At 62.4% G+C, this 23,225-nt stretch carries 24 protein-coding genes; 9 read left to right on the forward strand and 15 right to left on the reverse strand.

The genetic code is table 11. From position 1 onward, the window contains the following. Positions 1-67: 67 nt before the first annotated feature. From IAE36_RS18495 to IAE36_RS18525, 7 genes are all read right to left on the reverse strand, one after another. The gene (locus tag IAE36_RS18495) at positions 68-412 is read right to left on the reverse strand and encodes a cupin domain-containing protein (RefSeq protein ID WP_028633348.1); all 345 of its coding nucleotides are present in this window, start codon (positions 410-412) and stop codon (positions 68-70) included. Between the two features lie 96 nt (positions 413-508). Further along, complete coding sequence (locus IAE36_RS18500) at positions 509-1,441, reverse strand: phosphatidate cytidylyltransferase (RefSeq protein ID WP_028633346.1); 933 nt, start codon at positions 1,439-1,441, stop codon at positions 509-511. A gap of 1 nt (position 1,442) precedes the next feature. After that, the gene (locus tag IAE36_RS18505; RefSeq protein ID WP_060483011.1) at positions 1,443-2,066 is read right to left on the reverse strand and encodes a lysophospholipid acyltransferase family protein; all 624 of its coding nucleotides are present in this window, start codon (positions 2,064-2,066) and stop codon (positions 1,443-1,445) included. A 10-nt stretch (positions 2,067-2,076) separates the two neighbouring features. Then, on the reverse strand, positions 2,077-2,508 hold the full coding sequence (locus IAE36_RS18510; RefSeq protein ID WP_201213939.1) for a hypothetical protein: 432 nt from the start codon (positions 2,506-2,508) through the stop codon (positions 2,077-2,079). Continuing rightward, positions 2,505-3,833, reverse strand: coding sequence for a phosphatase PAP2/dual specificity phosphatase family protein (locus IAE36_RS18515; protein ID WP_201213941.1), 1,329 nt, complete (start codon positions 3,831-3,833; stop codon positions 2,505-2,507). Before IAE36_RS18515 ends, IAE36_RS18510 begins: the two co-directional genes overlap by 4 nt. After that, positions 3,834-5,588 carry a bifunctional alpha/beta hydrolase/class I SAM-dependent methyltransferase gene (locus IAE36_RS18520; RefSeq protein WP_201213943.1) on the reverse strand — a complete coding sequence of 585 codons (1,755 nt, stop codon included), beginning with the start codon at positions 5,586-5,588 and terminating at the stop codon, positions 3,834-3,836. 25 nt (positions 5,589-5,613) lie between these two features. Beyond that, entirely contained in the window at positions 5,614-6,225 is a 612-nt protein-coding gene (locus tag IAE36_RS18525; RefSeq protein WP_201213945.1) for a CDP-alcohol phosphatidyltransferase family protein, read from the reverse strand. Positions 6,226-6,420: 195 nt separating this feature from the next. Between IAE36_RS18525 and IAE36_RS18530 the strand changes: the two genes are divergently transcribed. The 3 genes from IAE36_RS18530 to IAE36_RS18540 all read left to right on the forward strand — a co-directional run bounded on the left by IAE36_RS18530 (position 6,421) and on the right by IAE36_RS18540 (position 8,898). Next, complete coding sequence (locus tag IAE36_RS18530) at positions 6,421-7,827, forward strand: PAAR domain-containing protein (RefSeq protein WP_201213947.1); 1,407 nt, start codon at positions 6,421-6,423, stop codon at positions 7,825-7,827. Beyond that, on the forward strand, positions 7,817-8,200 hold the full coding sequence (locus IAE36_RS18535; protein ID WP_201213949.1) for a hypothetical protein: 384 nt from the start codon (positions 7,817-7,819) through the stop codon (positions 8,198-8,200). The genes IAE36_RS18530 and IAE36_RS18535 overlap by 11 nt, the downstream gene beginning before the upstream one ends. Positions 8,201-8,496: 296 nt before the next feature. Next, positions 8,497-8,898, forward strand: a complete 402-nt coding sequence (locus IAE36_RS18540) for a hypothetical protein (protein WP_201213951.1) — start codon at positions 8,497-8,499, stop codon at positions 8,896-8,898. Between the two features lie 288 nt (positions 8,899-9,186). On the opposite strand, the gene IAE36_RS18545 is transcribed toward IAE36_RS18540, so the two are convergent. Next, entirely contained in the window at positions 9,187-10,077 is an 891-nt protein-coding gene (locus tag IAE36_RS18545) for a LysR family transcriptional regulator (protein ID WP_201213953.1), read from the reverse strand. 77 nt (positions 10,078-10,154) lie between these two features. On the opposite strand from IAE36_RS18545, the gene IAE36_RS18550 reads away from it, so the two are divergent. Beyond that, on the forward strand, positions 10,155-10,919 hold the full coding sequence (locus IAE36_RS18550; RefSeq protein WP_201213955.1) for a sulfite exporter TauE/SafE family protein: 765 nt from the start codon (positions 10,155-10,157) through the stop codon (positions 10,917-10,919). On the opposite strand, the gene IAE36_RS18555 is transcribed toward IAE36_RS18550, so the two are convergent. Further along, entirely contained in the window at positions 10,909-11,223 is a 315-nt protein-coding gene (locus IAE36_RS18555) for a putative quinol monooxygenase (RefSeq protein WP_028633337.1), read from the reverse strand. The two genes, IAE36_RS18550 and IAE36_RS18555, sit on opposite strands and share 11 nt — an antisense overlap. A 172-nt stretch (positions 11,224-11,395) precedes the next feature. Between IAE36_RS18555 and IAE36_RS18560 the strand changes: the two genes are divergently transcribed. The 3 genes from IAE36_RS18560 to ggt all read left to right on the forward strand — a co-directional run bounded on the left by IAE36_RS18560 (position 11,396) and on the right by ggt (position 14,699). Next, the gene (locus IAE36_RS18560) at positions 11,396-11,986 is read left to right on the forward strand and encodes an NAD(P)H-dependent oxidoreductase (RefSeq protein WP_201213957.1); all 591 of its coding nucleotides are present in this window, start codon (positions 11,396-11,398) and stop codon (positions 11,984-11,986) included. A gap of 30 nt (positions 11,987-12,016) precedes the next feature. After that, positions 12,017-12,922 carry a LysR substrate-binding domain-containing protein gene (locus IAE36_RS18565; protein WP_201213959.1) on the forward strand — a complete coding sequence of 302 codons (906 nt, stop codon included), beginning with the start codon at positions 12,017-12,019 and terminating at the stop codon, positions 12,920-12,922. A 109-nt stretch (positions 12,923-13,031) separates the two neighbouring features. Beyond that, a complete protein-coding gene (gene ggt, locus IAE36_RS18570; RefSeq protein ID WP_201213961.1) occupies positions 13,032-14,699 on the forward strand; it encodes a gamma-glutamyltransferase in 1,668 nt (555 codons plus the stop codon). Positions 14,700-14,716: 17 nt separating this feature from the next. On the opposite strand, the gene IAE36_RS18575 is transcribed toward ggt, so the two are convergent. Next, complete coding sequence (locus tag IAE36_RS18575; protein ID WP_201213963.1) at positions 14,717-16,636, reverse strand: HAMP domain-containing methyl-accepting chemotaxis protein; 1,920 nt, start codon at positions 16,634-16,636, stop codon at positions 14,717-14,719. A gap of 177 nt (positions 16,637-16,813) precedes the next feature. After that, on the reverse strand, positions 16,814-17,689 hold the full coding sequence (gene ypfJ, locus IAE36_RS18580) for a KPN_02809 family neutral zinc metallopeptidase (RefSeq protein ID WP_201213965.1): 876 nt from the start codon (positions 17,687-17,689) through the stop codon (positions 16,814-16,816). Between the two features lie 198 nt (positions 17,690-17,887). Here ypfJ and pcaH point away from each other — a divergent pair, with 198 nt between their 5' ends. Together pcaH and pcaG are read left to right on the forward strand one after the other, a co-directional pair. Further along, entirely contained in the window at positions 17,888-18,607 is a 720-nt protein-coding gene (gene pcaH / locus IAE36_RS18585; RefSeq protein WP_024087742.1) for a protocatechuate 3,4-dioxygenase subunit beta, read from the forward strand. Positions 18,608-18,617: 10 nt separating this feature from the next. Then, the gene (gene pcaG, locus IAE36_RS18590; RefSeq protein ID WP_201164559.1) at positions 18,618-19,223 is read left to right on the forward strand and encodes a protocatechuate 3,4-dioxygenase subunit alpha; all 606 of its coding nucleotides are present in this window, start codon (positions 18,618-18,620) and stop codon (positions 19,221-19,223) included. A gap of 71 nt (positions 19,224-19,294) precedes the next feature. Here the strand turns inward: pcaG and IAE36_RS18595 are convergent, their stop codons facing one another. The 4 genes from IAE36_RS18595 to IAE36_RS18610 form a co-directional block, all read right to left on the reverse strand. Continuing rightward, complete coding sequence (locus IAE36_RS18595) at positions 19,295-19,729, reverse strand: cupin domain-containing protein (RefSeq protein WP_201213972.1); 435 nt, start codon at positions 19,727-19,729, stop codon at positions 19,295-19,297. 101 nt (positions 19,730-19,830) lie between these two features. Then, entirely contained in the window at positions 19,831-20,736 is a 906-nt protein-coding gene (locus IAE36_RS18600; protein WP_201213967.1) for a LysR family transcriptional regulator, read from the reverse strand. 55 nt (positions 20,737-20,791) lie between these two features. Next, on the reverse strand, positions 20,792-21,877 hold the full coding sequence (trmA, locus tag IAE36_RS18605; RefSeq protein ID WP_028633328.1) for a tRNA (uridine(54)-C5)-methyltransferase TrmA: 1,086 nt from the start codon (positions 21,875-21,877) through the stop codon (positions 20,792-20,794). Continuing rightward, a complete protein-coding gene (locus IAE36_RS18610; protein ID WP_028633327.1) occupies positions 21,874-23,169 on the reverse strand; it encodes an NCS2 family permease in 1,296 nt (431 codons plus the stop codon). Before IAE36_RS18610 ends, trmA begins: the two co-directional genes overlap by 4 nt. Positions 23,170-23,225 lie beyond the last annotated feature (56 nt).

Below are 23,225 nucleotides of genomic sequence, written 5' to 3' on the forward strand. Positions count from 1 at the left end.
GAAGGGCGTGCGGGCCGCGTTTTTTTAGCCCGGCCCTATCGCAGGGGGTAGCCCAAGCGGCTGCCCGTCACGCGAAGACGAAGTACTTGCGCACAGTTTCGACCACTTCCCACGTGCCTTTCATGCCTGGTTCGATCACGAACACATCACCGGCCTTGAGGTGTTTGGGCGCTTCACCTTCCGGGGTGATGATGCAGTAGCCATCGAGGAAGTGGCAGTACTCCCACTTGTCGTAGTTGACCTCGAACTTGCCCGGGGTGCAGATCCAGGTGCCCATGATCTTGCTGCCGTCGGCCGACAGGTAGGCATTGAGGTTCACGGTGTGCGGTTCGCCGCCGATACGTTTCCACTTGGTGGCGTCCACGACCGGCGTGGGGCAGGTTTCACGCAGCACGGTGATGAAATCGGACATGGCACAACTCCTGGTGACTGGTTGGATGACCCGTCACCATAGGGTGTATGGCCAGCGCGGAGTTGCCTGAGCTCGACGTCGAGGTGCCTGGACGCGCTATGCCCACCAATACCGCACAAAGTGAAAGAACACCGGCGCGGCAAAGCACACCGAGTCCATGCGGTCGAGCATGCCGCCGTGACCTTCGATCATGTGCCCCCAGTCCTTCACGCCACGGTCGCGCTTGATGGCCGACATGACCAGCCCGCCGAAGAAGCCCATGGCGTTCACGGCCAGGGCCATCAGCGCCGCCTGCCAGAAGTTGAACGGGGTAATCCAGCACAGCAAGGCGCCGATCAGTGTCGCCAGTGCCACACCACCGGCCAGGCCTTCCACCGTCTTGGACGGTGAAAGGTTGGGCGCGACCTTGTGTTTGCCGAACAGTTTGCCGCACACGTACTGCAGCACGTCGCTGATCTGCACCACCAGGATCAGCCAGGCGATCAGCAACAGGTTGCGGCCCTCGTAGCCGGGGATATCGAGGGTCATCAGCGCGGGTACCGAGGACACGCAGTACACCGCGATCATCAGCCCCCACTGTACCTTTGACGCCCGCTCCAGGAAGCGCGTGGTGTCGCCGCCGAAGCTGGCCAGGATCGGCAGCAGCAGGAACAGGTAGACGGGGATGAAGATGCTGAACATGCCGTACCAGTCCATGGCAATCAGCACGTACTGCACCGGCAGCGCCACATAAAATGCCGCTACCAGTGCGGGGTAGTCACTGCGCCGGGTGGGGGTGAGGGTCATGAATTCGCGCAATGCATAGAACGACACCCCGTAGAACAGCACGATCACCCCGTACTTGCCGAACAAAAAGGCGATGCCGATCACCAGCACCATTACCCACCAGGCGTTGATACGGGCGTTGAGGTTATCGATGACCGCATGGGGGCCGGGGCCTGCGCGCCATTTCAGCAGGCGGCCGATCACGCTGGCGAGCAGCAGCAGGGCGCCAATGCCGGCGAACAACGAGAGGGTATTGTCGTGCATGTCAGGCATCCTTGGGTGCAAGGTTGAGCAGGGCCTGGCTGGCCCGATCGAGAAACGCCTGCTTGGTCTCATCGGCCTGCAGGTGCATGGGCTCACCGAAACTCAGCGTGCACAGCAACGGCAGCGGCAAAGCCCGGCCTTTGGGCATCACCCGGTTGAGGTTGGCAATCCAGACGGGTACCAGTTCGACCTGCGGGTGGGCGGCTGCCAGGTGGTAAAGCCCGCTTCTGAACGGCATCAAGGGCTCGTCGCCCAGGTTGCGGGTACCCTCGGGGAAAAAGATCAGCGAGTCGCCCTGGGCCACCGCATCCAGTACCGGTTGCAGCGGGTTGCCGCCGCCTTCGTCACGCTGGCGGTTGATCAATACGCCATTGAATACCTGCCGGATCAGGAAGTCGCGGATGCCGGGCTTGGCCCAGTAATCCGCGCCTGCTACCGGGCGTGCACGGCTGCGCAACGCCTGTGGCAACGAAGCCCAGAGCAGCACGAAGTCGCCGTGGCTGCTGTGGTTGGCAAAATACAGGCGCTGAACGGGCTCCGGTGTGCAGCCCAGCCACAGGGCACGAGCGCCGGTTATCAGGCGTGCAGCAGAAGTGATGACGTAGGCGGTAAGGTTGGCGAGCATGGGGTGATCATCATCCGTTGAAAGGCAGTATCAGCAAGGTAGCCAGGGCTACCATGATTTGCAGCGTCAGGCACACGCCCTGGCGACGTAGCAGGGCCAGCGCGGCCTTGCTGCGTTCGGGCCAGTTGCGGTGGTCAGGCGCCAGTGGTTTGAGCGAAAGCTCGATGAGCGCCCGGTCCAACGCTAGGGTATCCGCTGCCAGGTCGTGGCTGTTGGCGAGGTGGGCGAACATTGCAGCATCCAGCCCGACGCGAATCGCCCAGTACTTGTGCAGCACACCCAGGGCGGTCAATACGGCGCAGGCCAGAGTGGCGAACGGGTGCACCGTGACACCGAGCATGGGCGCCATACCATAGGCAAGCGCCAGCAGGGTAAGGCCGTCCGAGAAACGCTCTAGTTGGCTACCACGCTGTAGCAGGGTGGCAACGACCCAGAGGCTCATGATGGCCTCCTCAGGTGCTGCAGCACCCGTTGGTGTGCTGCATGCAGCCTGATGCCCGGTCGCGCCTTGCGGACCAGCGCTTCGGCCTGGTGGGCGTCGGCGCAGCGCCCGCTCACTATCAGCCAGGCTGCCACGGCGCAGGCGCTGCGGGAGTAGCCCAAGGCGCAGCAAACCAGTAATGGGCCCTGGCTGTGCAGCTGCTCGATACGGGCGGCGGCCTGGCGCAGCAGTTGCGCAGGCGGCGGGATCAGATCAAGCACCGGGAAGGGCTCGTAGTGTTCGGGTGCACGGGTTGCCGTGGGGCTGGGTTTGGCCAGGAACGGCAATTCGGCGCACAGGTCGACCACGGCCGCAAAGGGCAGCGTGCGTGCCGGGATCCGTCCCAGGTAAACGCCGTCGCACACTTCGTCTGGCTGCGGGTGGCGCCACGTCCACACTCGGGCGTTGAGCCAGGCGCCGAGCAGGTAGGGGCCTAATAACCAGGTAGCCGCCACCGATAGATGCCCGTCAGCATTTTTCTGAAAGCCGCCAGCCCCGAGCACGGCATAGTTCAGCGCCACCAGCAGCAGTGACACGCAGGGCCAGAGCAGCCACAGCCAGCCGCCGCGCAGTGTGGCAGCCGCCAGGGTGCACACCAGTGCCCCTGCCAGGTAGTACGAGGCGATGCGCCAGCGCTTGGTATCCCGGGTTAACTGTGCACCTTGCCAAGGCAGCTGCCCTGCCTTGGGCCACAGCCAGAGGCACACCAGCCCTGCAAGTGCGCCGGTCGGCAGGTCAATGAAGTGATGCTGCCAGGTGGTCAGCACCGAAAGGCCAATCAGCCCCATCCAGCCGTGTACCAGCCAGCGCCAGGGCTGGCGCTGCACGTGGCGGGCGAACATCGTCCAGATGATCACCAACAGGGCAATATGCAGCGAGGGCGCCTGGTTGAAAGGTTTGTCAAAACCCATCAGCAGGTCGAACAGCCAGCCAAACAGCCCGTCCAGCGCTGGCCGCTCGAAGGTAAAGCGCAGCGGCCACAGGATGAAGCAGGCCACGCAGATCAATTGCGCCGACAGTAACGCCAGGGCATGTCGGTCCATCTCCTGCCGGGTGCGCGGCAGTAGGAAGGACAAGCCATATAGCAGGTCGATCGACCAGTACGGGATGATCGTCCACGGCCACAGTGGCATGCGGGTTTCCCAGCCGAACACCAGGCTGCCCACATCGCTGCGCCCTGCGGCGTAGTTGTTGGCCAGCCCATAGCTCAGGAAAAACAGCGGCCCCAGCAACACCAGCCAGCACACCCCTCGGCGTATCAGGCCGGCTTCGCGCGTGGGGTTCATTCAACGTACCCGCTGTGCCAGGCTGACGCTGAAAATACCCCACTCATCGATACGCTGGGTGAGCTTGCGGAAGCCTGCCGCCTCCACCAGCTGGTCCATTTCGGCCTGGCTGCGACGGCGCATCACCCAGGCCTGGCCTTCGCGATGGCTGGTAAGTGCGCGGGCGATCATCTCCAGCTGTGGGTGCCAGGGCTGGCCGGTGTAGACCAGGTAGCTGCCCTCTTCCATCGCATCGGCCAGGCCGGCGAGCGAGTTGCCCACCAGCTGGTTGCTGGCGAACAGCTCATACAGGCCGGAAACCACAGCCAGGGTTGGCGGTTGCTCAAGCGAGGCCAGGCTCTGGCGATCAAACGCATCGCCCTGAACGAAGCGGGCAATGTCGGCCAGACCTTTCTGCTGGATCAACGCCGAACCTTGCTCCACGTTAAGGGGGCTGTAATCACGCAGCAGGATCGAGTCTGGCAATTGCTCCAGCTGCTGCAGCGCTTCCAGAATGTAGCGGCCGTGGCCAGCAGCGATATCGACGATGTGCACCGGGCACTGAGCCTGATGCAAGCAGCCGATGGCCTGGCGTAGCAGCTCTTCGACGTGCAGCTTGCGCTGGCGAATACCGCGCCAGCCAATGGCATCGAGGTAGTTCTTGTCTATTTGGGCACCCAACCAGCCTTTGCCGGAAGGCTTGTTGCGGTACACGTAATCCAGGGTGCTGCCAGAGTCGAACCCGGTGTCGAAGCCCAGCTTCACGCCTTCCGACAGCCCGCTGCCAAACCGCAGCCCCGCCCGGGTAGCGCGCCAGTACAGGTCACGTGGGGAGTTGTGCGGCAGCGGTGCGGCCAGGCTTTCGGCTTCGGCGCAGGTGGCGCCGGTCTTGTCCGCATCCAGCAGCGATGGCAGCGGGCAGGGGCTGGCGAAACAGTGCTCCACGAAGCGCTCAATGCGGCGCAAGGCATGTGCCCGGTCGCGCTCGCCCAAGGTGTCGTGGAAGAACCCGGGTAGAACGTGCATTTCCTTGCGGGTGCTGCCCAGGTTGTGGAAGAAGCGCTCCTGCGGCTGGCGCTCAACCACCAGATCGGCACCGGACACCAGCAGTTGCGTTGGTACCTGTATCGCCTGCGCATCGGCAACTACACGGTCGGCAGCGTCGTACAACCCCAACAGCATGGTCACCGAGATCGGCCGGCTGATGAGGGGGTCGGCGGTATACGACATCACCCGCTCCGGGTCATGGGTAAGCAACCCTGGCTTGACGTAACTGTTGACGAAAAAGTTGCCGCGCACAGCCTTGAGCACTTTCAGGCCAGGGCGGGCGAAGGGCACGTACAGCTTGACCTTGAAAGCCGGTGAGGCCAGCACCAGGCAGCGAACCTTCGGCGCGTAATCATGCGCCCAGGTGGCGATCAGCACAGCACCCACGCTCTGCGCCAACACCACAAGTTCCTGCTCGGCGATACCGTGGCTGGCCTGAATGTGCTCGATGAACGTCTGTACGTCGCGCACGCTGGTGGCAAAGCCCGGGCTATCACCGCGCGCACCTGGGGAAAGCCCATGGCCCCGGGCATCCCAGGCGAAGAAGTCATAGCCCGGCATGTCCAGCTCATCAGCCAGGTGGGCCATGCGGCCGCCGTGTTCGTGGCCGCGGTGGAACATCACCACCGCCCGGCGCGGCTGGTACTCGTTGCGGGTTGCAGGCCAGTGGCGGTAGTGCAGCTCGACGCCATCATGGGTAGAGAAGTGCAGGGTTTGCGCTTGGCGCATGTTCGAAATCCTTTGCGACTGCAAGTTAGGCCTGGCGGGTTTCCGCGAGCCCGCGACGAACGCGGTTGTAAAGGGTATAGAGCGAGAGCGCGAGGATGACCAGCAGCAGGCCGTTGACCCAGGCAGCGGTAAGCAGCCCCACCGCCACCCCTGCGCCCAGCACGCCGAACGCAAAGGCGCGGTCGCTCTTGCCCATGGGGCCGTCATAGCGCCGCGAAGCCCCGGCCAGCGGGCCCATTACCCCGGCGTACTCGCTGACAGTGGCGAACAGCACCACCAGCACCACCAGCGCAGGTGACACGCCGGGCAGCAGGGCGAAGGGCAGGTACAGTGCAGCATCCGCGATCACGTCGCACAGCTCGTTCAGGTAGGCGCCCAGGGTGGACTGCTGGCCAAACTCCCGTGCCAGCATGCCGTCGATGGCATTCAGCGCCATGCGCACCAGCATCCATAGCGGCACCAGCACGAACAGCCAGGTGACGTGGGGCACCGCGGCTAGCAGCAGGCCCAGCAGTACCGACAGCAGGGCGGCGGATACCGTGACCTGGTTGGCGGTTACGCCGCGATCATGAAGGCGCTGCACCGAGGGGCGCAGCAATGCCTGGAAACGGGGTTTGAGCTGGTAGATTGATGCCACTGGCAAATCCTTTTTCGAGTGGGCCGCATGGGCGTCATTTTGGGTGAGGCTGACACTGGGGTAAAGCCACCTACCTGACGGTGGAGGGTGGATGGCCTTCAGTGTAGGAAGTATCTGATTTGAGGGGCCTGCCGTTTGAAGTTCCTTCCTGGGTGTTAGGTTTTTTGGCCTAAACCAAGGGCAGGGAGCTGCGCGATGCGCGTGAACATTGAAGGCAGGGGCCAGGCAGTAGATGGCGACGTCACCACTACCGGTGCCGTTTGTATTGCCACCGGCACGGGTTACCTGGACAACTCGCGCAACGTGCTACGCGTCGGCGACCCGACCACGGCGTGCCCGGTTTGCGGGCAAGCAGGCGTGGTGGCCGAAGGGGCTGAAAGCTTCATCTCCGATGGCCAGCCTGTCGCCACGGATGGTTCATTGGTGATCTGCGGTTGCTCACCTGGCAGCAACCGGGTCGTCGCACCGCTCTACGAGGGGCCGCCGAGCAGCCAGCCCGGTACTGCGGGTGGGCCAACTGCCTTGGCTGAGCCAGCGACTGTTTTCCGGGGGGACGGGTTTTCCCGAACCCTTGTCAGCGCGCTGCCCGGCACCCTTGATCCGGGGTTCTATCTGGTTCCCCGGCGCATGTCGTTTGCGCAGGTCTTGCTGCAGCTCGCTGAACACGATGCCACCTTGCCCATCTCTCGCTTGAAATGGCTCAACCCCACTTATGCACAGGGCTTCAAGGCTGGGGAAATGTTCGTCATCGGCGACCCGGACAACGGCCATGCCTGCACCCGCGAGGAAGGGCAGCTGATGGCCGCCGCGCAGCACGCCAGGCGCGGACTGCAAGCGCTCGACATGGCCGAAGCCGATTTCATGATGGAGCACCAGGCAGAGATTGCAGGGTTACTCGAAAACGCCAGCCAGGCCATGGGCGTGGGCACGGATATGCTCAACCAGGGGCTGAAACAAGTAAGCGGGACCCTGTCGGCGATCGAACAGTTGCATCAGCAGGAGTTTCTCCGCCATGGCCATTTGAACAGCCCAGGCTTTTTTGCTGAGCGGCGGCGCCTTTTGCAGCAGTTGGACGGGCAATTGAAGGCCGCGTTGCTAAATAAACAACTGAACTTGGGTAACTATGAGCGCCTGAAGAAGCGCCTGAATATCTCCACCAAAAGCCTGGTTCATCACTGGTCCAAAGCTGGCGGGCCGGGGCAGATACCCGGTTATGCGACGCACTTGGATAAGGTGGCGCGGCTTAGCAAGTACCTTAAGGCGGGCGGGTATGCAGGAATTGGGATAGGTGGAGGGGCTTCGTATTTGAAAATTCAAGAGGTTTGCAGGGCTGGAGAAACCGAAGCGTGCAAGAAAATTCGAGTGACTGAGACCGGACGCTTCACGGGTGGAGTGATTGGGGCAAGCGTTATGGGAAAACTGGGCAGTTTAACGGGTGGCATCCTTTGTGGCTTGTTAGTGGCAGCGAGCAAAGGTGTTGCCTTGCCAGTATGCGGCATAGCGGTAGCTGGCGCGAGTGGGCTCGCAGGGGGCATGGCGGGCGACCAGTTAGGCGAAGCGACTGCTGACATGTTGTACGAAGGGGTTCAAGATGGGCTTTGAAACCTGGCCAGTCGCTACAAAACTCATATTTCTACTAACCCCCTTTTTAATTGCCGTGACTGGGTTGGCAATAACGTGCCGCATTGCGTTATCGAAAGATTTTGATATCGCGATGTCAAGTATCAAGAGTAATCGTTATTTGGAAGCAGTGAAAGTGGCTTGGGGAATGAAGCAGATAAAGTGCCGGTTTCTCTTGCTGGGTGCAGTGGCTGGTTTGCTGGAATCAGCATCGCTTCAAGTTAAATGGGGGCTGCTTGACCAAAGCGAGATCAGCAGATTCCCGCCAGTGCTAAAGTCTAGAATATTATTAGCGTCAAGGCTGGAAATGGTCGCGGGCTGCTGGTTGATGGCGGCGTATTTTTTAATTAAATGAGGGGAGTCGTGTCCCAGCCGCGTCTCCAGAGGACGCTGAAAACTCCCGTGCGCCCCGCAATAATTAGCGTCTGGTCTAGGGGTTCTGTGGGGCGTCAAAATGCTAATACTGCGGCCCCTGCCAGCGCTGTACCGCTACCAATCACACAACGCTGACCTCTATGCAGCCAAGTTGAATACTGTAGGGATGAGGAAACTTGATGGGTATTTTTGGGGTTGTTGCAGCATCTTATTTAGGTAGCTGGATCGGCGAATTAATAGGTGAAGAGGGCGGTCAGATGCTATTCAGGTGGAGCAATGATTGACGTTGATACATGGCCATTGAAAGCGCAGCTTGCTTTCGTGGTCTCACCTTTTTTGGTCATGATCCTCGGGATGACAGTGAATGCCTCTGTGATCTGGTCCCGCGATTTTAAGGTGCTGAACGAGGCTTTTAGAAATAACATGTATGTCGCAGGCATCAGGGGGGTTATGGGGGATACCAGTATACGGGCGCGTTGGTTCATCGCATGCACCGTAGCAGGCGCTGTTGTTTTTACAAAATTCAACTGCCGTATTGGAGTGGTGAATGAGTCTGAGGTGATGGGCGTTCCATTACATTTGAGAAAGCGGCTGCGGGTGGCATTTTGGTTGAATACAGTCGGCTTTTCTTGGCTCGTATTTGTGTGTGCAGTGATCAAGTTGGGCAGGTTGAATTAATTCAGCCTGCGTTTCCACTTGGGAGCAGAGAAAAGCCTGCTATGTGCGGGCCGCAGGAGAATTAATAGTTGAATTGATTGATGAGGCGGCGTGGCCACCATCTTGAAGTTAGTCTTACTACTGCTGCCCATTTTTCATCGGTCTAACATCCCTTCATATCCAGTTAGGGCTGGTAAACCCAACAAAGATAAAAAATTTCCCGCCCCGGCTGAGGTCTCGAATACTGATTGCGTCCTGGCTGGAAATCGTTGCCTTTTTATGGTTGGTCATAGGCTATTTCATCATCCGCTAAAAAGGGCTTTTCCCTATCAACGCCACCAACCCCGCCGCATACCCTGGCAACGCTGCAAAATCCCGTGCGCACAACAGCAACCGGCGGTTGGCCCAGGGTTCCTGTAAGCCAGCCCAATGCAATGGCAGCAAGCCCTGCCAGCGCTGTACCGCCGCCAGTGGCACAACGCCGACTCCCGCCCCGCCAGCAACCATGCGGATTACCCCGTCAAACCCCTCGGCCCTTACCCGTACCTGCATGCGCAGGCCGGCACGCAGGGCCAATTCTTCGAGGTACAACGCCAGGGCGCTGGCAGGCCCCAGGCCGACATAGCCGTAGGCCAGGCTGTCGATAAAGCTGGGTGACGGCATCCGGGCCAGCGGGTGGCCCGGGGGCGTTACCAGCACCAGTGGATCGTCGCGAAAGGGCCGCGTCTGCAGGTGCTCCACCGGGGCGGCACTTGAGACCACGCCCAGGTCGGCAATGCCCTGGGTGATGGATTGCACAATGCGCAAACTCGGCATCTCCTGCACATCCACGCTCACCCCGGGGTGGGTTGCCAGGTAGCTGGCCAGCAGTTCCGGCAGGTATTCGGTAAGGGCTGCGGTGTTGCACAGCAAGCGCACCTGGCCCTGTTGCCCTTGGGCGTACTGCGCCAGGTCGAACTGGAGGCGCTCCACCTGCTGGCCGATCAGCCGGGCGTGCTGCAACAAAGCCTGGCCGGCCGCCGTTGGCACAACGCCCCGGCGGTTGCGCTGCAGCAGCGGCACACCCAGCGAAGCCTCCATGGCGCGGATGCGCGCGCTGGCTGCGGGTAGCGACAGATGGCTCCGGCCGGCGCCCGCGGTGATGTTTCCACATTCCAGGGTGTGTTGAAACAGCTTGAGATCAACCAGCTCGAAATGCATGTGGCTCTGTCCACGCAATAGTCTGGGTGAGTATATGGCAGATGTTCACACGGTCAGGCATCCGCCATCATCAACCCATGAATACATTCCTCGCGTTTTACCAGGGTATCGGCCCAGCCCTTTCGTTACTGGTGGTGCTGACCTTTCTCATGGCTGGCGCAGTGAAAGGCGTGATCGGCCTGGGCTTGCCGACGGTGGCAATGGGGTTGCTGGGCCTGGCTATGCCCCCTGCGCAGGCAGCGGCCCTACTTATCGTGCCTTCGACCCTGACCAATCTCTGGCAGCTGGCCAGTGGTGGGCATCTGCGCACGTTGCTCGTGCGTTTGTGGCCCCTGCTGGCAATGACCTTCATTGGCACCCTGCTGGGCAGCGCCTGGCTGGGCATCGACAGCGGCCCCTGGGCCGTGCATGCCCTGGGCGCGGCCTTGCTGGTGTACGCCCTTTACGGGTTGGCCGGGCCGGGCTTCAGCCTGGCACCTTCCCGGGAGCGCTGGCTGGGGCCTATATGCGGGCTGATCACCGGGGTGGTCACGGCCGCTACCGGGGTGTTCGTGATGCCGGCGGTGCCGTACCTGCAAAGCCTGGGCCTGTGCCGTGAGCAGATGATCCAGGCATTGGGCTTGTCCTTCACGGTTTCCACCCTGGCATTGGCCATGGGCCTAGCCGGCCAGGATGCACTTGGCGGTCAGGCCCTGGGTGCCTCACTGCTGATGCTGGCGCCGGCGTTGCTGGGCATGCTCGCCGGGCAATGGCTGCGTCAGCGTATCAGCCCAGTGCTGTTCAAGCGGTGCTTCTTCATTGGCCTGGCCATGCTGGGCGGCCATCTGTTGCTCAACGGCTAGCAGACGATGGGCTAAGCATGTCTACCCGCTGGAACTCGAAATCCTGCGCCAGGTAGTCCATGCGCCGCTCAGCGAATGCGGTCATGTGGGGCAGCGCGGCGTGCACATCCAGCGCTGCTTTGTCAGCCCATACTTCGAAGAATACGAACAGGGTCGGGTCCTGCTGGTCGCGCAGCATGTGGTACTCGATGCAGCCAGGCTCCCGGCGGCTGGGCTCCACAAAGGGCCTGAACAGGTTTTCGAAAGCATCGGCCATTTCCGGCCGCGTCTTGGCCTTGAGGATGAATGCGTATTGCTCGGTCATGAAGAGTCGCTCGTGTGAGGGAAGGGCAATGTTAGAGCAATAATAAAACCTGGATTCGTGCTTTAGGGTCACATGTATTGTGCGGCAATGAGGCTGTTTGCTGCATCCCACGGCCTATAACCTGCGGCCTCAACTTTTCACTGAGCCGGTCGCCGGCTATCAGAGGCCCAGCATGAAGCACATCCTTTTGCTCAACGGCGGCAAACAGTTCGCCCATTCTCACGGTCAGCTCAACCAGACCCTTCATGATGCAGCCCTGGCCCATCTGGACCATGCCGGGTTCGCGGTGCAGCAGACCTTCATCGACGGCGGTTACGACGTACCGGCCGAGGTAGAGAAGTTTCTCTGGGCCGATGTCATCATCTACCAGATGCCAGGTTGGTGGATGGGCGCGCCCTGGACGGTGAAAAAGTACATCGACGACGTGTTCACGGAAGGCCATGGCAGCCTGTACGCCAACGATGGCCGCAGCCGCTCGGACACCTCACGCAAGTATGGCAGTGGTGGCCTGTTGCAAGGCAAGCAGTACATGCTGTCGCTTACCTGGAACGCACCGCAGCAGGCGTTCGATGCCGAAGACGATTTCTTCGAAGGCAAGGGTGTCGATGGGGTGTACTTCCCCTTCCACAAGGCCAACCAGTTTCTTGGCATGACGGGCCTGCCCACCTACCTGGCCGTTGACGTGATCAAGCGCCCGGATGTACCGGTTGCGCTGGCAGGTTACCTGGCGCATCTGGACAAGGTGTTCGGCAAGGCGATCTAATCCCGGCAGCTACCTGCCGCAGGCCTGAATGTGAAAACCCGATCCGAAGAGCTCCAGGTGTTCGTCGCTGTCATCGACTGCGGCTCCCTTTCCGCCGCCGCCGAACAGATCGGCCAGACCCCCTCGGCGGTCAGCCGGACCCTGTCACGCCTTGAGGCCAAGCTGGGCACCACGCTGGTGAACCGAACCACACGGCGCATGGACCTCACCGAAGAGGGGCGCTTCTTTCTAGAGCGGGCGCGGCAGGTACTGCAGCAGATGGACGACATGGAAGAACACCTGGCGATCAACCGCCAGATGCCCACTGGGCGTCTGCGCATCAATGCGGCGGCGCCTTTCATGCTGCATGCCATCGTCCCGTGGGTTGGCGAGTTTCGTCAGCACTACCCTGGCATCGAGCTGGAGCTGAACACGGACGACCTGATCATCGACCTGCTGGAGCACAGCACGGATGTGGCGATACGTATCGGTGAGCTGGCCGACTCCAGCCTACATGCCCGTAGCCTGGGCAGCAGCCCGGTACAGGTGCTGGCCAGCCCTGCTTACCTCGCCCGGCAGGGGGTGCCGATGCGGGTCGAGGACCTGCCCAGCCACAGCCTGCTGGGCTTCAGCCAACCCGAATCACTCAACCGTTGGCCCCTGCGCCATGCCCAGGGGGAGCAGTGGGGTATTCGCCCGGCGCTGACGGCCTCCAGCGGCGAAACCCTGCGCCAGCTGGCCTTGGCAGGGGAGGGCATCGTCTGCCTCTCGCATTTCATGACCCACGACGACATCCGCGCCGGGCGCCTGCAGGTATTGCTGGCAGACGCCAACAACGGCTATCGCCAGCCCATCCATGCCGTCTACTACCGCAATACCCAGCTGGCCCTGCGCATCCAGTGTTTCCTTGATTTCATCCAGCGCAAACTGGAAAGGTACGCCAGCCCAGTTGCCTGATCACGACATGGCCTGCCCGCCGACGGCGAAACTGCCGGGTGCCGATTGCACAGCGGCGGCCCTTCGGCCTTACTGACAACTCGACAAAAACCAACACCAAGGAAGTGTCATGCGTATTGTCCCGTTCCAGTACCTGGCCCTGGCCGCCGCGATCCTCAGCTGCTCTTCGGTGCATGCCGTTGCGTTGGAAGGCGGCGCCGTCGCTGCTCCCGATGAGTACGGTGCAAAGGTGGCCGCCGACATCCTGAAGAAAGGCGGCAATGCGGTGGATGCTGCGGTGGCTACCGCCTTCACCCTGGCCGTCACCTACCCGGAAGCCGGCAACATCGGCGGGGGCGGCTTCATGACCCTGTTCGTCGACGGCAAGCCTTACTTCCTCGATTACCGTGAAGTCGCCCCGCGGGCGGCCACACGCAACATGTACCTGGATGACAAGGGCGAAGTCATCGAGAACCTGAGCCTGGTCGGCGCCCGCGCAGCGGGTGTGCCGGGGACGGTGATGGGCCTGTGGGAGGCACACCACAAGTTTGGCAAATTGCCCTGGAGCGAGCTGCTGACCCCGGCCATCGGCTATGCCAAAAATGGTTTCAAGGTGGCGGAAAAACAGTACCAGTACCGCAACGACGCCCAAGGCATGTTCAAGACCGCCACCAACTTCAACGACTATTTCGGCAACATGAAGGTTGGTGAGCTGTTCAAGCAACCCGAAATGGCACAAACCCTGGAACGCATAGCCGACAAGGGTGTAAGCGAGTTCTACCAAGGCAAGACCGCAGACCTGCTGGTGGCGCAGATGCAGGCCGACAAAGGGCTCATCACCAAGCAGGACCTGCAGGACTACAAGGCTGTCTGGCGTGAACCGATGGCCGTGAGCTGGCGCGGCAACGTGGTGTATACCGCGCCGCCGCCCAGCTCTGGCGGGGTCGCCCTGGCGCAGCTGTTGGGCATCAAGGAGGACCGTGCCGCCGATTTCAAAGGCGTGGCGCACAACTCCGCGCAGTACATCCACCTGCTGGCCGAAATCGAGAAGCGGGTGTTCGCCGACCGTGCCGATTACCTGGGCGACCCGGCCTTCACCCAGGTGCCTGTGGACAAGCTGGTCGCCAAGGCCTACCTGGCCAAACGCGCCGCCCAGGTCAACCCGAAGGCCATTTCTGATACGGCGCAGGTCAAGCCCGGCCTCGAGCCGCACCAGACCACGCATTTTTCCATCGTCGACAAGCAGGGCAACGCCGTCAGCAACACCTACACCCTCAACCTGGACTACGGCAGTGGCGTCGTGGTCAAAGGTGCAGGCTTCCTGCTCAATGATGAAATGGACGACTTCAGCGCCAAGCCCGGTGCGGCCAACGCGTTCGGCGTGGTAGGCGGCGATGCCAATGCCATTGCCCCCGGCAAGCGCATGCTGTCGTCGATGAGCCCCAGCCTGATGACCCGCGACGGGAAGGTGGAACTGGTGATCGGCACGCCGGGCGGTTCGCGGATCTTTACCTCGATCTTCCAGGTGATGAACAACCTGTACGACTACAACATGCCGCTGGAGAAGGCAGTGGCCGCGCAGCGCGTGCATCACCAGTTGCTGCCCAAGGACACGATCTACTACGACAGCTATGCCCCGTTGACCGGCCAGGTGGCCGATGACCTGAAGCAGATGGGGTACGTGCTTGAGGACCAAGGCTGGGAGATGGGCGACATCCAGGCGATCCGGGTAAACGGCGCCACGCTTGAAACCGCCTCCGACCCCCGCGGCCGCGGCGTGGGCCTACTGGTCAAGTAACCCCACGCCACGCCCGATCACACCCTGAACCGGCTCACCAACATCTGCAACTCCCCGCCAAGCCGCGCCAGCTCCACGCTGGACGCGGCTGTCTCATCGCTGGCTGCCGCCGTCTGCTCCGACACATCGCGCACATTCAGGATGCTGCGGCTGATCTCTTCCGCCACCGCACTTTGCTGCTCTGCGGCCGCTGCAATCTGCTGGTTCATCGACTGAATGCTCGACACCGTGCTGGTGATGCTCTCAAGCGACGACCCTGCCTTGCGCGCCAGTTCCACGCTGCTGTCGGTCAGCGAGCGGCTGCCCTGCATGGCATTGGCCACCTGCTGGGTGCCGTGCTGCAGGCTGGCGATGAGCTCTTCGATTTCTTCGGTGGATTTCTGCGTACGCTGGGCCAGGCCGCGCACCTCGTCGGCGACCACGGCAAAACCACGGCCTGCCTCGCCGGCACGTGCCGCCTCGATGGCTGCGTTCAGCGCCAGCAGGTTGGTCTGTTCGGCAACCGACTTGATCACGTCCATCACACTGCCGATTTTCTGGCTTTCCTGCTGCAGCAGGTTCATGGCCTCTGTGGACCGGTGCATGTCTTCGGCCAGGCGCTCGATCTGGCCAATCGCTTCACCGACCACGCGGTCACCGGCACGGGCTTCGCCATCGGCCCCCGTGGCGGCGTGCGACGCCTGTTCGGCATTGCGCGCCACTTCCTGAACGGTGGCAGCCATCTCGTGCATGGCGGTGGCCACCTGGTCGGTCTCGACCTTCTGGCTGTTGGCCCCTGCGCTGGTCTGCTCGGTCACTGCCGACAGCTCTTCGGCCGCGCTGGCAATTTGCGTGACGCCATCACGAATCCCGCCGATCAGCTCGCGCAGGGTGGTACCCATGCGTGCGATGCCTTGCTGCAGCACACCCAGTTCATCGCGGCGGGTAACCCGCAGCTGCTCGGTAAGGTCGCCGCTGGCAATCCGCTCCACGGCCACCAGGGTGTCCTGCAACGGGCGAGTGATCTGGCGGGTGATCAGCACGGCCGCCAGCACACCGACCAGCAGCGCCAGCAACGTAGCCACGGCCTGCAGGGTGCGGGCCTGGCTGCTTTCGATGTCGCGACGCTCCAGCTGGATCTTGTACAGCGCATCGCTGGTCTTGACGATGTCGGCACCTTCTACCGTCATTTCTGCCCGGGCGACGTTGATGGTGGCGACGGCGTCGCGGAACTGGCGCGCAGCGTCACGGAACGCCAACACGGCGCGCTCCAGCGGCTGCAAGGTGGCCTCCTGGCCAGGCAATTCCCGCTTGAGGGTGTCCACCTCGGCCAGTGCAGCGTCCAGCTGACGCAATGCAGCCTGTTCGTTTTGTGCGGTGTTATCGGCAATGTAGCCGCGCACGTCGATGCGCACCTGCAACAGCTGCTGGCGGGTCTTGCTGATCAGTTGCTGTTGGGCCAGGCGCACGCTGTCGCCCTCGGCGCGTGCCATCACGGCCTGGCTCAATGCGTCCATGGCCTTGTCGGCCTGGGCGGAGGCGTTGTCCATGGCGGCGCGGGCAGTGCGGCCAGCGTCGTAGCCCTGGCGCATCTTGGCCAGCGAGACTTTGTAGGCGCTGATGGTTTCGCCCAGCTCGCCCAGCAACTTCACGTTTTCAGGGCTCTTGAAGGTATGCGCCAGGTAGGCCTGCTGCTTGCTGAATGTATCGAGCTTAGCCTGGGTATTGGCCGCTGCTGCGTCGTCACCGTTGGCGATCATGTATTGCAGCCGCGCGATGCGCAGGTCGGTCAGGTCCTTGTTCAGCTGGCTGATATCGCTCATCCAGTTGCTGCGGTCGATCAGGCTGCCCAGGCTGGTCCAGCCAGTGAGGGCCAGCACGCCGGTCAGGATAAGCACCAGGCCGAAGCCCAGGCCAAGTTTCAGGTTGACGCTGATGTTGGCAAACCAGCTGTTCATGCACGCACTCCAGAAGTTGTTTTCGCTCTCTTGATCTTCGTTCGCGAGGCGTTGTTGTTCTGGATGCCCGCTGAATCGTGCTGGGTGTATCGGCAGCGGAAGGGGAAGCTGAAACGCTTTTTCAGCAAAACCGTAACAGGCGCGGGGTAAAGGGGCCGTTTGGCGGCCCCGGAAATCTCAAAGGTTGCGGGCGCTGAAGGTATCGCAGCTGTCTACTTCGCCCTGGGCGAAGCCGGCCTTGAACCAACGCACCCGCTGCGCCGACGTGCCGTGGGTGAACGAGTCTGGTACCACGCGGCCCTGGCCCTGTTGCTGCAACCGGTCATCGCCAATGGCATTGGCCGCGTTCAGGGCCTCCTCCACATCACCCGGTTCCAGCCAGTTCAGGCGCTTCTGCGCCTGGTAGGCCCACACACCGGCCAGGCAGTCGGCCTGCAATTCCTGGCGCACCAGCAGGCCGTTGTCGCCTTCCATGCGCTGGCCGCTGCGACGGGCGGCATCCACCTTGGCCGACACCCCCAGCAAGGTCTGCACGTGGTGGCCAATCTCGTGGGCGATCACGTAGGCCTGGGCAAAGTCGCCTGCGGCGGCAAAGCGTGTTTCCATCTCACGGAAGAACGACATGTCCAGGTAAACGCGCTGGTCTGCCGGGCAATAGAACGGCCCGACCGCCGCCGAGGCAAAGCCACAGGCCGAATTGACCTGGCCGCTGAACAGCACCAGTTTGGGGTTGCGGTACTGTTTGCCGGCCTGCGCGAACAGCGCCTGCCAGGTGTCCTCGGTATCGCCCAGGATGGACGCGACGAACTCGGCCTGCTGATCGTTGGCAGGTGGCGCCTTGCCAGAAGTGGCGGTGGGTGCTTGCTGCTGCATCTGGCCGGTCAGTTGGCCCAGGATCTGCAACGGGTCCTGGCCGGTCAGCCAGCCGATGCCCACGATCAGCAGGATGGCGCCGAGCCCCAGCCCTTTGCCGCCACCAAACCGCATCCCGCCGCCACCTGAGCCCCGGGCGTCGACCACATTGTCGCTACGTCGGCCTTTTCGCCATTCCATGAATGCTCTCCAGAGCCTGAAACAAGAAGATAAAGATTAGTCCACTGCACCGACAGGTGTCAGGCGCTTCTGTCATGCATAACCATTTGGTTAAGCCTCTTCGGCATGAATTCAATATTCATTGCATCCATGCTGCCTGAAACTGTAAGTCCGCCTGCCCCACCCAGGCGTTCCATAATTCCAAGAGAGGAAACCGGCATGCCCGCTCAGGACAACAGCCGCTTCGTGATCCGTGATCGCAACTGGCACCCCAAGGCCCTGACGCCTGACTACAAGACCTCGATCGCGCGCTCACCGCGCCAGGCCTTGGTCAGCATCCCACAGTCGATCAGTGAAACCACCGGCCCTGATTTCTCCCACCTGGGCTTTGGCGCCCATGACCACGACCTGCTGCTGAACTTCAACAACGGCGGCTTGCCGATTGGGGAGCGCATCATCGTTGCCGGTCGCATTGTCGACCAGTATGGCAAGCCTGTGCCAAACACCCTGGTCGAAATGTGGCAGGCCAACGCCGGCGGCCGCTACCGCCACAAGAATGACCGCTACCTGGCGCCGCTCGACCCCAACTTCGGGGGTGTAGGCCGCTGCCTCACCGACCGCGACGGTTACTACAGCTTCCGCACCATCAAGCCTGGCCCGTACCCCTGGCGCAATGGCCCGAACGACTGGCGCCCGGCGCACATTCACTTCGCCATCAGCGGGCCTTCGATCGCGACCAAGCTGATCACCCAGCTGTATTTCGAGGGCGACCCGCTGATCCCGATGTGCCCGATCGTGAAGTCCATCGCCAACCCGCAAGCCGTGCAACAGTTGATCGCCAAACTCGACATGAGCAACGCCAACCCGATGGATTGCCTGGCGTACCGCTTCGACATCGTGCTGCGTGGCCAGCGCAAGACCCACTTCGAAAACTGCTGAGGACCCCGCCATGCCAATCGAACTGCTGCCGGAAACCCCTTCGCAAACGGCCGGCCCCTACGTGCACATCGGCCTGGCCCTGGAAGCGGCCGGCAACCCCACCCGTGACCAGGAAATTTGGAACCGCCTCGCCAAGCCTGAGGCTGCCGGCGAACACATCGTGCTGATCGGCCACGTGTACGACGGCAACGGCCACCTGGTGCGCGATTCGTTCCTGGAGCTGTGGCAAGCCGATGCCAACGGCGACTACCAGGACGCCTATAACCTGGAGAACGCCTTCAACAGCTTCGGGCGCACCGCCACCACCTTCGACGCTGGCGAATGGACGGCGCACACTGTCAAACCGGGCGTGGTAAACAATGCCGCAGGTGTGCCGATGGCGCCGCACATCAACCTCAGCCTGTTTGCCCGCGGCATCAACATCCACCTGCACACCCGCCTGTATTTCGACGATGAGGCCGAGGCCAACGCCAAATGCCCGGTGCTCAACCTGATCGAGCAGCCCCAGCGGCGAGAAACCCTGATTGCCAAGCGCTGCGAAGTGGACGGGAAGACGGCCTATCGCTTCGATATCCGTATTCAGGGGGAAGGGGAGACGGTGTTCTTCGACTTCTAAGTGAAGGGGCGCTCGCTCCGTCCAGGCCAAGGCAATGCCTTGACGGAGTGGCCCCTCAAGCAGCCTGGTAATCAGCTGTTTACAGGCTTCAGGTCGAACGCATCGGCCTGGTACTGGAAGAGCAGGCAATCGGCGGCCGCGGTGCACCCGCTTTCGTGTACCAGGTCCGCCGGTAGCTTGTAGTACGACCCCGCCGGGAATTCGCTGCGTTGGCCATCGATCACTGCGTAAAACGTGCCGTGCAGCACAACTGTCGGCAGCGCCTGGCTGTGCTGGTGCAGGCCATTGTCGGTCCCTTTTCTGAACCTGACATAGGCCGAATAAGGCCCGGTGCCAAAGATATCGCCCTCTACGTTCGCGTAACTGACGGCGCCCTGGGTATTGGGCACCGCTTGCCATGCAAGGGCGCTGCTGTCGGGTACTGACACGGTTTTTTCTGCCGCATTGATGCCTGTTGCCAGGGTTGCGAGCGCCATGCCCGCGACTATTGTGCGCAATGCCTTCATGTGAATTCCTCTGCTGGATAACCCTGCAGCCAAGGCTAAAGTAACGCCATTCACACAGATACGGCCCTGCATGGCCAAGACCTGTGCTTATTTTGCACAGATCAAGATTGCCACCGGGGTTGGGCGTAATAAGCCTGCACATAATCCAGCAGCGCCCGCACCTTGGGTGCCAGGTAGCGGCTTTGCGGGTAGACCGCGTAAAGGTTGCGCGCGGGCAACTTCCAGCCTTCAAGTACTGGCACCAGACGCCCGTCGAGCAGCGCATCATGCACAATGAAGCGGTCGAAACTGGCAATGCCCAACCCGCCAATTGCAGCAGCGCGCAGGGCCATCGGTGAGTTGGCACTCAGGCGCCTGGGCATGACGATGTCGTGTTGCTCGCCATCCGCGCGGGTGAGCTGCAACCGCTGAGGGTGCGCAAGGTTGCTGTAGCCGAGCAGTGCATGGCTACTCAGCGTGCCCGGTGAGCTGGGCGCACCATGGCGTTTGAGGTAACTGGGGGCCGCGACCAGCATTACCTCGCTGGGCGCCAGCCGGCGAGCCACCAGGCTGGAGTCCGGCAACTGATCGGTGATCCGCAGGCACACATCGACTTCATCTTCGAGCATGTCGATAAAGCGATCGCTGCAATTGAGCTCCACCTGCAGGCATGGGTGGCGTTCCACAAAGTCAGCCAGCCAGCGCCCCAGTTCCAGCTCGCCGAAGGCGGTTGGCACACTCAGGCGCAGGGTGCCTGTGGGTTGCTGCTGATGCTCGGAGAGCTCAAGCGTCATCGCTTGGACCTGCTCAAGGATAGAGACGCAGTGGCGATAAAAAAGTGTGCCCGCTTCGGTCAGGTGCAGGCGGCGGGTGGTGCGGGCAAGCAGTTGTGTGCCCAGTTGGCGCTCCAGCTGCTTCACCTGGCGTGAGAGTACGGTGTGGGACTGGCCTGTACAGCTGGCAGCGGCGCTGAAGCTGCCGAGGTCGACGACCCGGCGAAAGGTGTGCATGGCGGCCAACTGGTCCATCTTCACGGGCTCCTGACAGGGCCGGTGGGCCGCAACGGCCCAACCGGCTGAGGGATCAGCGCCGAACCAGCAATACGCCGCTTTCCATGTGGTGGGTGTAGGGGAACTGGTCGAACAACGCACAGCGTTCGATCCGGTGCGTATCGTGCAACTGGGCGATGTTTTGCGCCAGGGTTTCCGGGTTGCAGGAGATGTACAGGATGCGCTCGAAGCGCCGGGTGAGCTCGCAAGTGTCCGGGTCCATGCCGGCACGCGGCGGATCGACGAACACGGTGCCGAACCTGTAGCTGCCCAGGTCGATGCCTTCCAGCCGGCGGAACGGCCGCACGCCGTTCAATGCCTGGGTCAGTTCCTCTGCCGACAGCCGCACCAGGCGCACGTTGTCCACAGCGTTTTCGTCCAGGTTGCTCAGCGCGGCATTCACCGACGTCTTGCTGATTTCGGTCGCCAGCACCTGGCGGGCGCGGGTGGCCAGCGGCAGGGTAAAGTTGCCGTTGCCGCAATACAGCTCCAGCAGGTCGTCCTCACGTTCGCCCATGGCGTCGAACGCCCAGCCGAGCATCTTCTGGTTCACCGCGCCATTGGGTTGGGTGAAGGCCCCCTCGGGCTGGCGATAGCTGAACAGCCGGCCCGCCACATCGAGCTCCTCCACCGCGTAGTCGCGGCCGATGACCAGGCGCTTGCCCTTGGAGCGGCCGATGATGCTGACGCCCAACTCATCGGCAAGCTGCCGGGCGGCCACTTCCCAGACAGCGTCCAGCGGGCGGTGGTAGCACAACGTGATCATCGCGTCGCCGGCCAGCGTGGTCAGGAACTCGACCTGGAACAGGCGGTTGCCCAGTGCCTCGTTGCCCTGCCACGCAGCCTTCAGCCGAGGCATCAGGGCATTGATGGGGCGGCTGGCGATTGGGAAATCGTCAATCAGAATCGCCTTGTGCTTGTCCCCGGGCGCAAACATGGCGTAGTGGCGCTGGCCGTCCTCGCGCCACAGGCGGAACTCGGCGCGCAGGCGGTAGTGCTCGCGCGGTGAATCGAAAACGGCAGGCTCCGGCGCGCTGAAAGGCGCCAGCAGCTCGCGCAGCCGGGCTACCTTGGCGTCCAGCTGGCTGGCGTAGGAGGAGGGGTCGAAAGCGGCACTCATGCGTTGAACCAGCCCAGCTTGATGACGAACAGAATGGAAAGGATGACCAGCGCCGCATTCAGGTCGCGGTGGCGGCCACTGATCAGCTTGATGGCTGTCCAGGCGATGAAGCCGAAGGCGATCCCATTGGCAATCGAGTAGGTCAGCGGCATGGCCAGGGCGGTGACCACCACCGGCGCGGCTTCGGTAACGTCATCCCAGTTGATTTCTGCCAGGCCCGAGGCCATCAGCACGGCAACGAACAGCAGGGCCGGCGCCGTGGCGAAGGCCGGTACGCTGCCGGCCAGCGGGGCGAAGAACAGCGCCAGCAGGAACAGCACGGCGACCACGATGGCCGTCAGGCCGGTGCGGCCACCTGCGCTCACGCCAGCGGCAGATTCGATGTAGCTGGTGGTGGTGGAAGTGCCCAGCAACGAACCGGCCATGGCGGCGGTGCTGTCGGCGATCAGGGCGCGGCCCATCTTCGGCATGTGCCCATCCTTGCCCATCAGCCCGGCGCGCTTGGCCACGCCGATCAGGGTGCCGGAATTATCGAACAGGTCGACGAACAGGAAGGCGAAGATCACGCTCACCAGCCCCACGTCCAGGGCGCCGGCGATGTCCAGCTGCAGGAAGGTAGGGGCCAGCGAAGGCGGCATGGAGACGATCCCGCCAAAGGGTGTGACGCCCATTGCAATGGCTGCCACGGTAACCGCCAGGATGCCGATCAGCACCGCGCCGCGCACCTTCAGCGCCTCCAGCCCCACGATCAGGAAGAAACCGAGGGTGGCCAGAATCGGCGCGGGCTGGCGCAAGTCACCCAGGCCCACCAGCGTGGCTGGGTTATCCACCACAATCCCCGCGTTATGCAGGGCGATCAGTGCCAGGAACAGCCCGATGCCCGCAGCGATGGCTGAGCGCAGGGGCAGCGGAATGCTGTTGACGATCCACTCGCGGATGCGAAAGATCGACAACAGGAAGAACATCACCGCCGACAGGAACACCGCGCCCAGGGCTACCTGCCAGGTGTGGCCCATGTGCAGCACCACGGTGTAGGTGAAGAAGGCGTTCAGGCCCATGCCCGGCGCCAGGGCGATCGGGTAGTTGGCGATCAGGCCCATGGTGGTGGAGCCGATGGCGGCCGCCAGGCAGGTGGCGACGAACAGCGCACCCTTGTCCATGCCGGTCTCGCCGAGGATGCTCGGGTTGACGAACAGGATGTAGGCCATGGCCAGGAAGGTGGTGACGCCCGCCAGTATCTCGGTGCGCACATTGGTGTTGTGTGCTTTTAGTTGAAACAGCCTTTCCAGCATGCCCGCTCCCCGAGGCGCCCCCGGCGCCATGAATGTATCGACCCCATCAGCAAAGC

Source organism: Pseudomonas sp. S36 (assembly GCF_016647875.1).
In the GTDB taxonomy this organism is placed as follows: Bacteria; Pseudomonadota; Gammaproteobacteria; order Pseudomonadales; family Pseudomonadaceae; genus Aquipseudomonas; species Aquipseudomonas parafulva.

What these genes read in the sequence shown, in the direction of transcription:
- IAE36_RS18495 (WP_028633348.1), bottom strand. Translation starts at nt 412, where the DNA reads ATGTCCGATTTCATCACCGTGCTGCGTGAAACCTGCCCCACGCCGGTC.
- IAE36_RS18500 (WP_028633346.1), bottom strand. Translation starts at nt 1,441, where the DNA reads ATGCACGACAATACCCTCTCGTTGTTCGCCGGCATTGGCGCCCTGCTG.
- IAE36_RS18505 (WP_060483011.1), bottom strand. Translation starts at nt 2,066, where the DNA reads ATGCTCGCCAACCTTACCGCCTACGTCATCACTTCTGCTGCACGCCTG.
- IAE36_RS18510 (WP_201213939.1), bottom strand. Translation starts at nt 2,508, where the DNA reads ATGAGCCTCTGGGTCGTTGCCACCCTGCTACAGCGTGGTAGCCAACTA.
- IAE36_RS18515 (WP_201213941.1), bottom strand. Translation starts at nt 3,833, where the DNA reads ATGAACCCCACGCGCGAAGCCGGCCTGATACGCCGAGGGGTGTGCTGG.
- IAE36_RS18520 (WP_201213943.1), bottom strand. Translation starts at nt 5,588, where the DNA reads ATGCGCCAAGCGCAAACCCTGCACTTCTCTACCCATGATGGCGTCGAG.
- IAE36_RS18530 (WP_201213947.1), top strand. Translation starts at nt 6,421, where the DNA reads ATGCGCGTGAACATTGAAGGCAGGGGCCAGGCAGTAGATGGCGACGTC.
- IAE36_RS18535 (WP_201213949.1), top strand. Translation starts at nt 7,817, where the DNA reads ATGGGCTTTGAAACCTGGCCAGTCGCTACAAAACTCATATTTCTACTA.
- IAE36_RS18540 (WP_201213951.1), top strand. Translation starts at nt 8,497, where the DNA reads ATGATTGACGTTGATACATGGCCATTGAAAGCGCAGCTTGCTTTCGTG.
- IAE36_RS18545 (WP_201213953.1), bottom strand. Translation starts at nt 10,077, where the DNA reads ATGCATTTCGAGCTGGTTGATCTCAAGCTGTTTCAACACACCCTGGAA.
- IAE36_RS18550 (WP_201213955.1), top strand. Translation starts at nt 10,155, where the DNA reads ATGAATACATTCCTCGCGTTTTACCAGGGTATCGGCCCAGCCCTTTCG.
- IAE36_RS18555 (WP_028633337.1), bottom strand. Translation starts at nt 11,223, where the DNA reads ATGACCGAGCAATACGCATTCATCCTCAAGGCCAAGACGCGGCCGGAA.
- IAE36_RS18560 (WP_201213957.1), top strand. Translation starts at nt 11,396, where the DNA reads ATGAAGCACATCCTTTTGCTCAACGGCGGCAAACAGTTCGCCCATTCT.
- ggt (WP_201213961.1), top strand. Translation starts at nt 13,032, where the DNA reads ATGCGTATTGTCCCGTTCCAGTACCTGGCCCTGGCCGCCGCGATCCTC.
- IAE36_RS18575 (WP_201213963.1), bottom strand. Translation starts at nt 16,636, where the DNA reads ATGAACAGCTGGTTTGCCAACATCAGCGTCAACCTGAAACTTGGCCTG.
- ypfJ (WP_201213965.1), bottom strand. Translation starts at nt 17,689, where the DNA reads ATGGAATGGCGAAAAGGCCGACGTAGCGACAATGTGGTCGACGCCCGG.
- pcaH (WP_024087742.1), top strand. Translation starts at nt 17,888, where the DNA reads ATGCCCGCTCAGGACAACAGCCGCTTCGTGATCCGTGATCGCAACTGG.
- pcaG (WP_201164559.1), top strand. Translation starts at nt 18,618, where the DNA reads ATGCCAATCGAACTGCTGCCGGAAACCCCTTCGCAAACGGCCGGCCCC.
- IAE36_RS18595 (WP_201213972.1), bottom strand. Translation starts at nt 19,729, where the DNA reads ATGAAGGCATTGCGCACAATAGTCGCGGGCATGGCGCTCGCAACCCTG.
- IAE36_RS18600 (WP_201213967.1), bottom strand. Translation starts at nt 20,736, where the DNA reads ATGGACCAGTTGGCCGCCATGCACACCTTTCGCCGGGTCGTCGACCTC.
- trmA (WP_028633328.1), bottom strand. Translation starts at nt 21,877, where the DNA reads ATGAGTGCCGCTTTCGACCCCTCCTCCTACGCCAGCCAGCTGGACGCC.
- IAE36_RS18610 (WP_028633327.1), bottom strand. Translation starts at nt 23,169, where the DNA reads ATGCTGGAAAGGCTGTTTCAACTAAAAGCACACAACACCAATGTGCGC.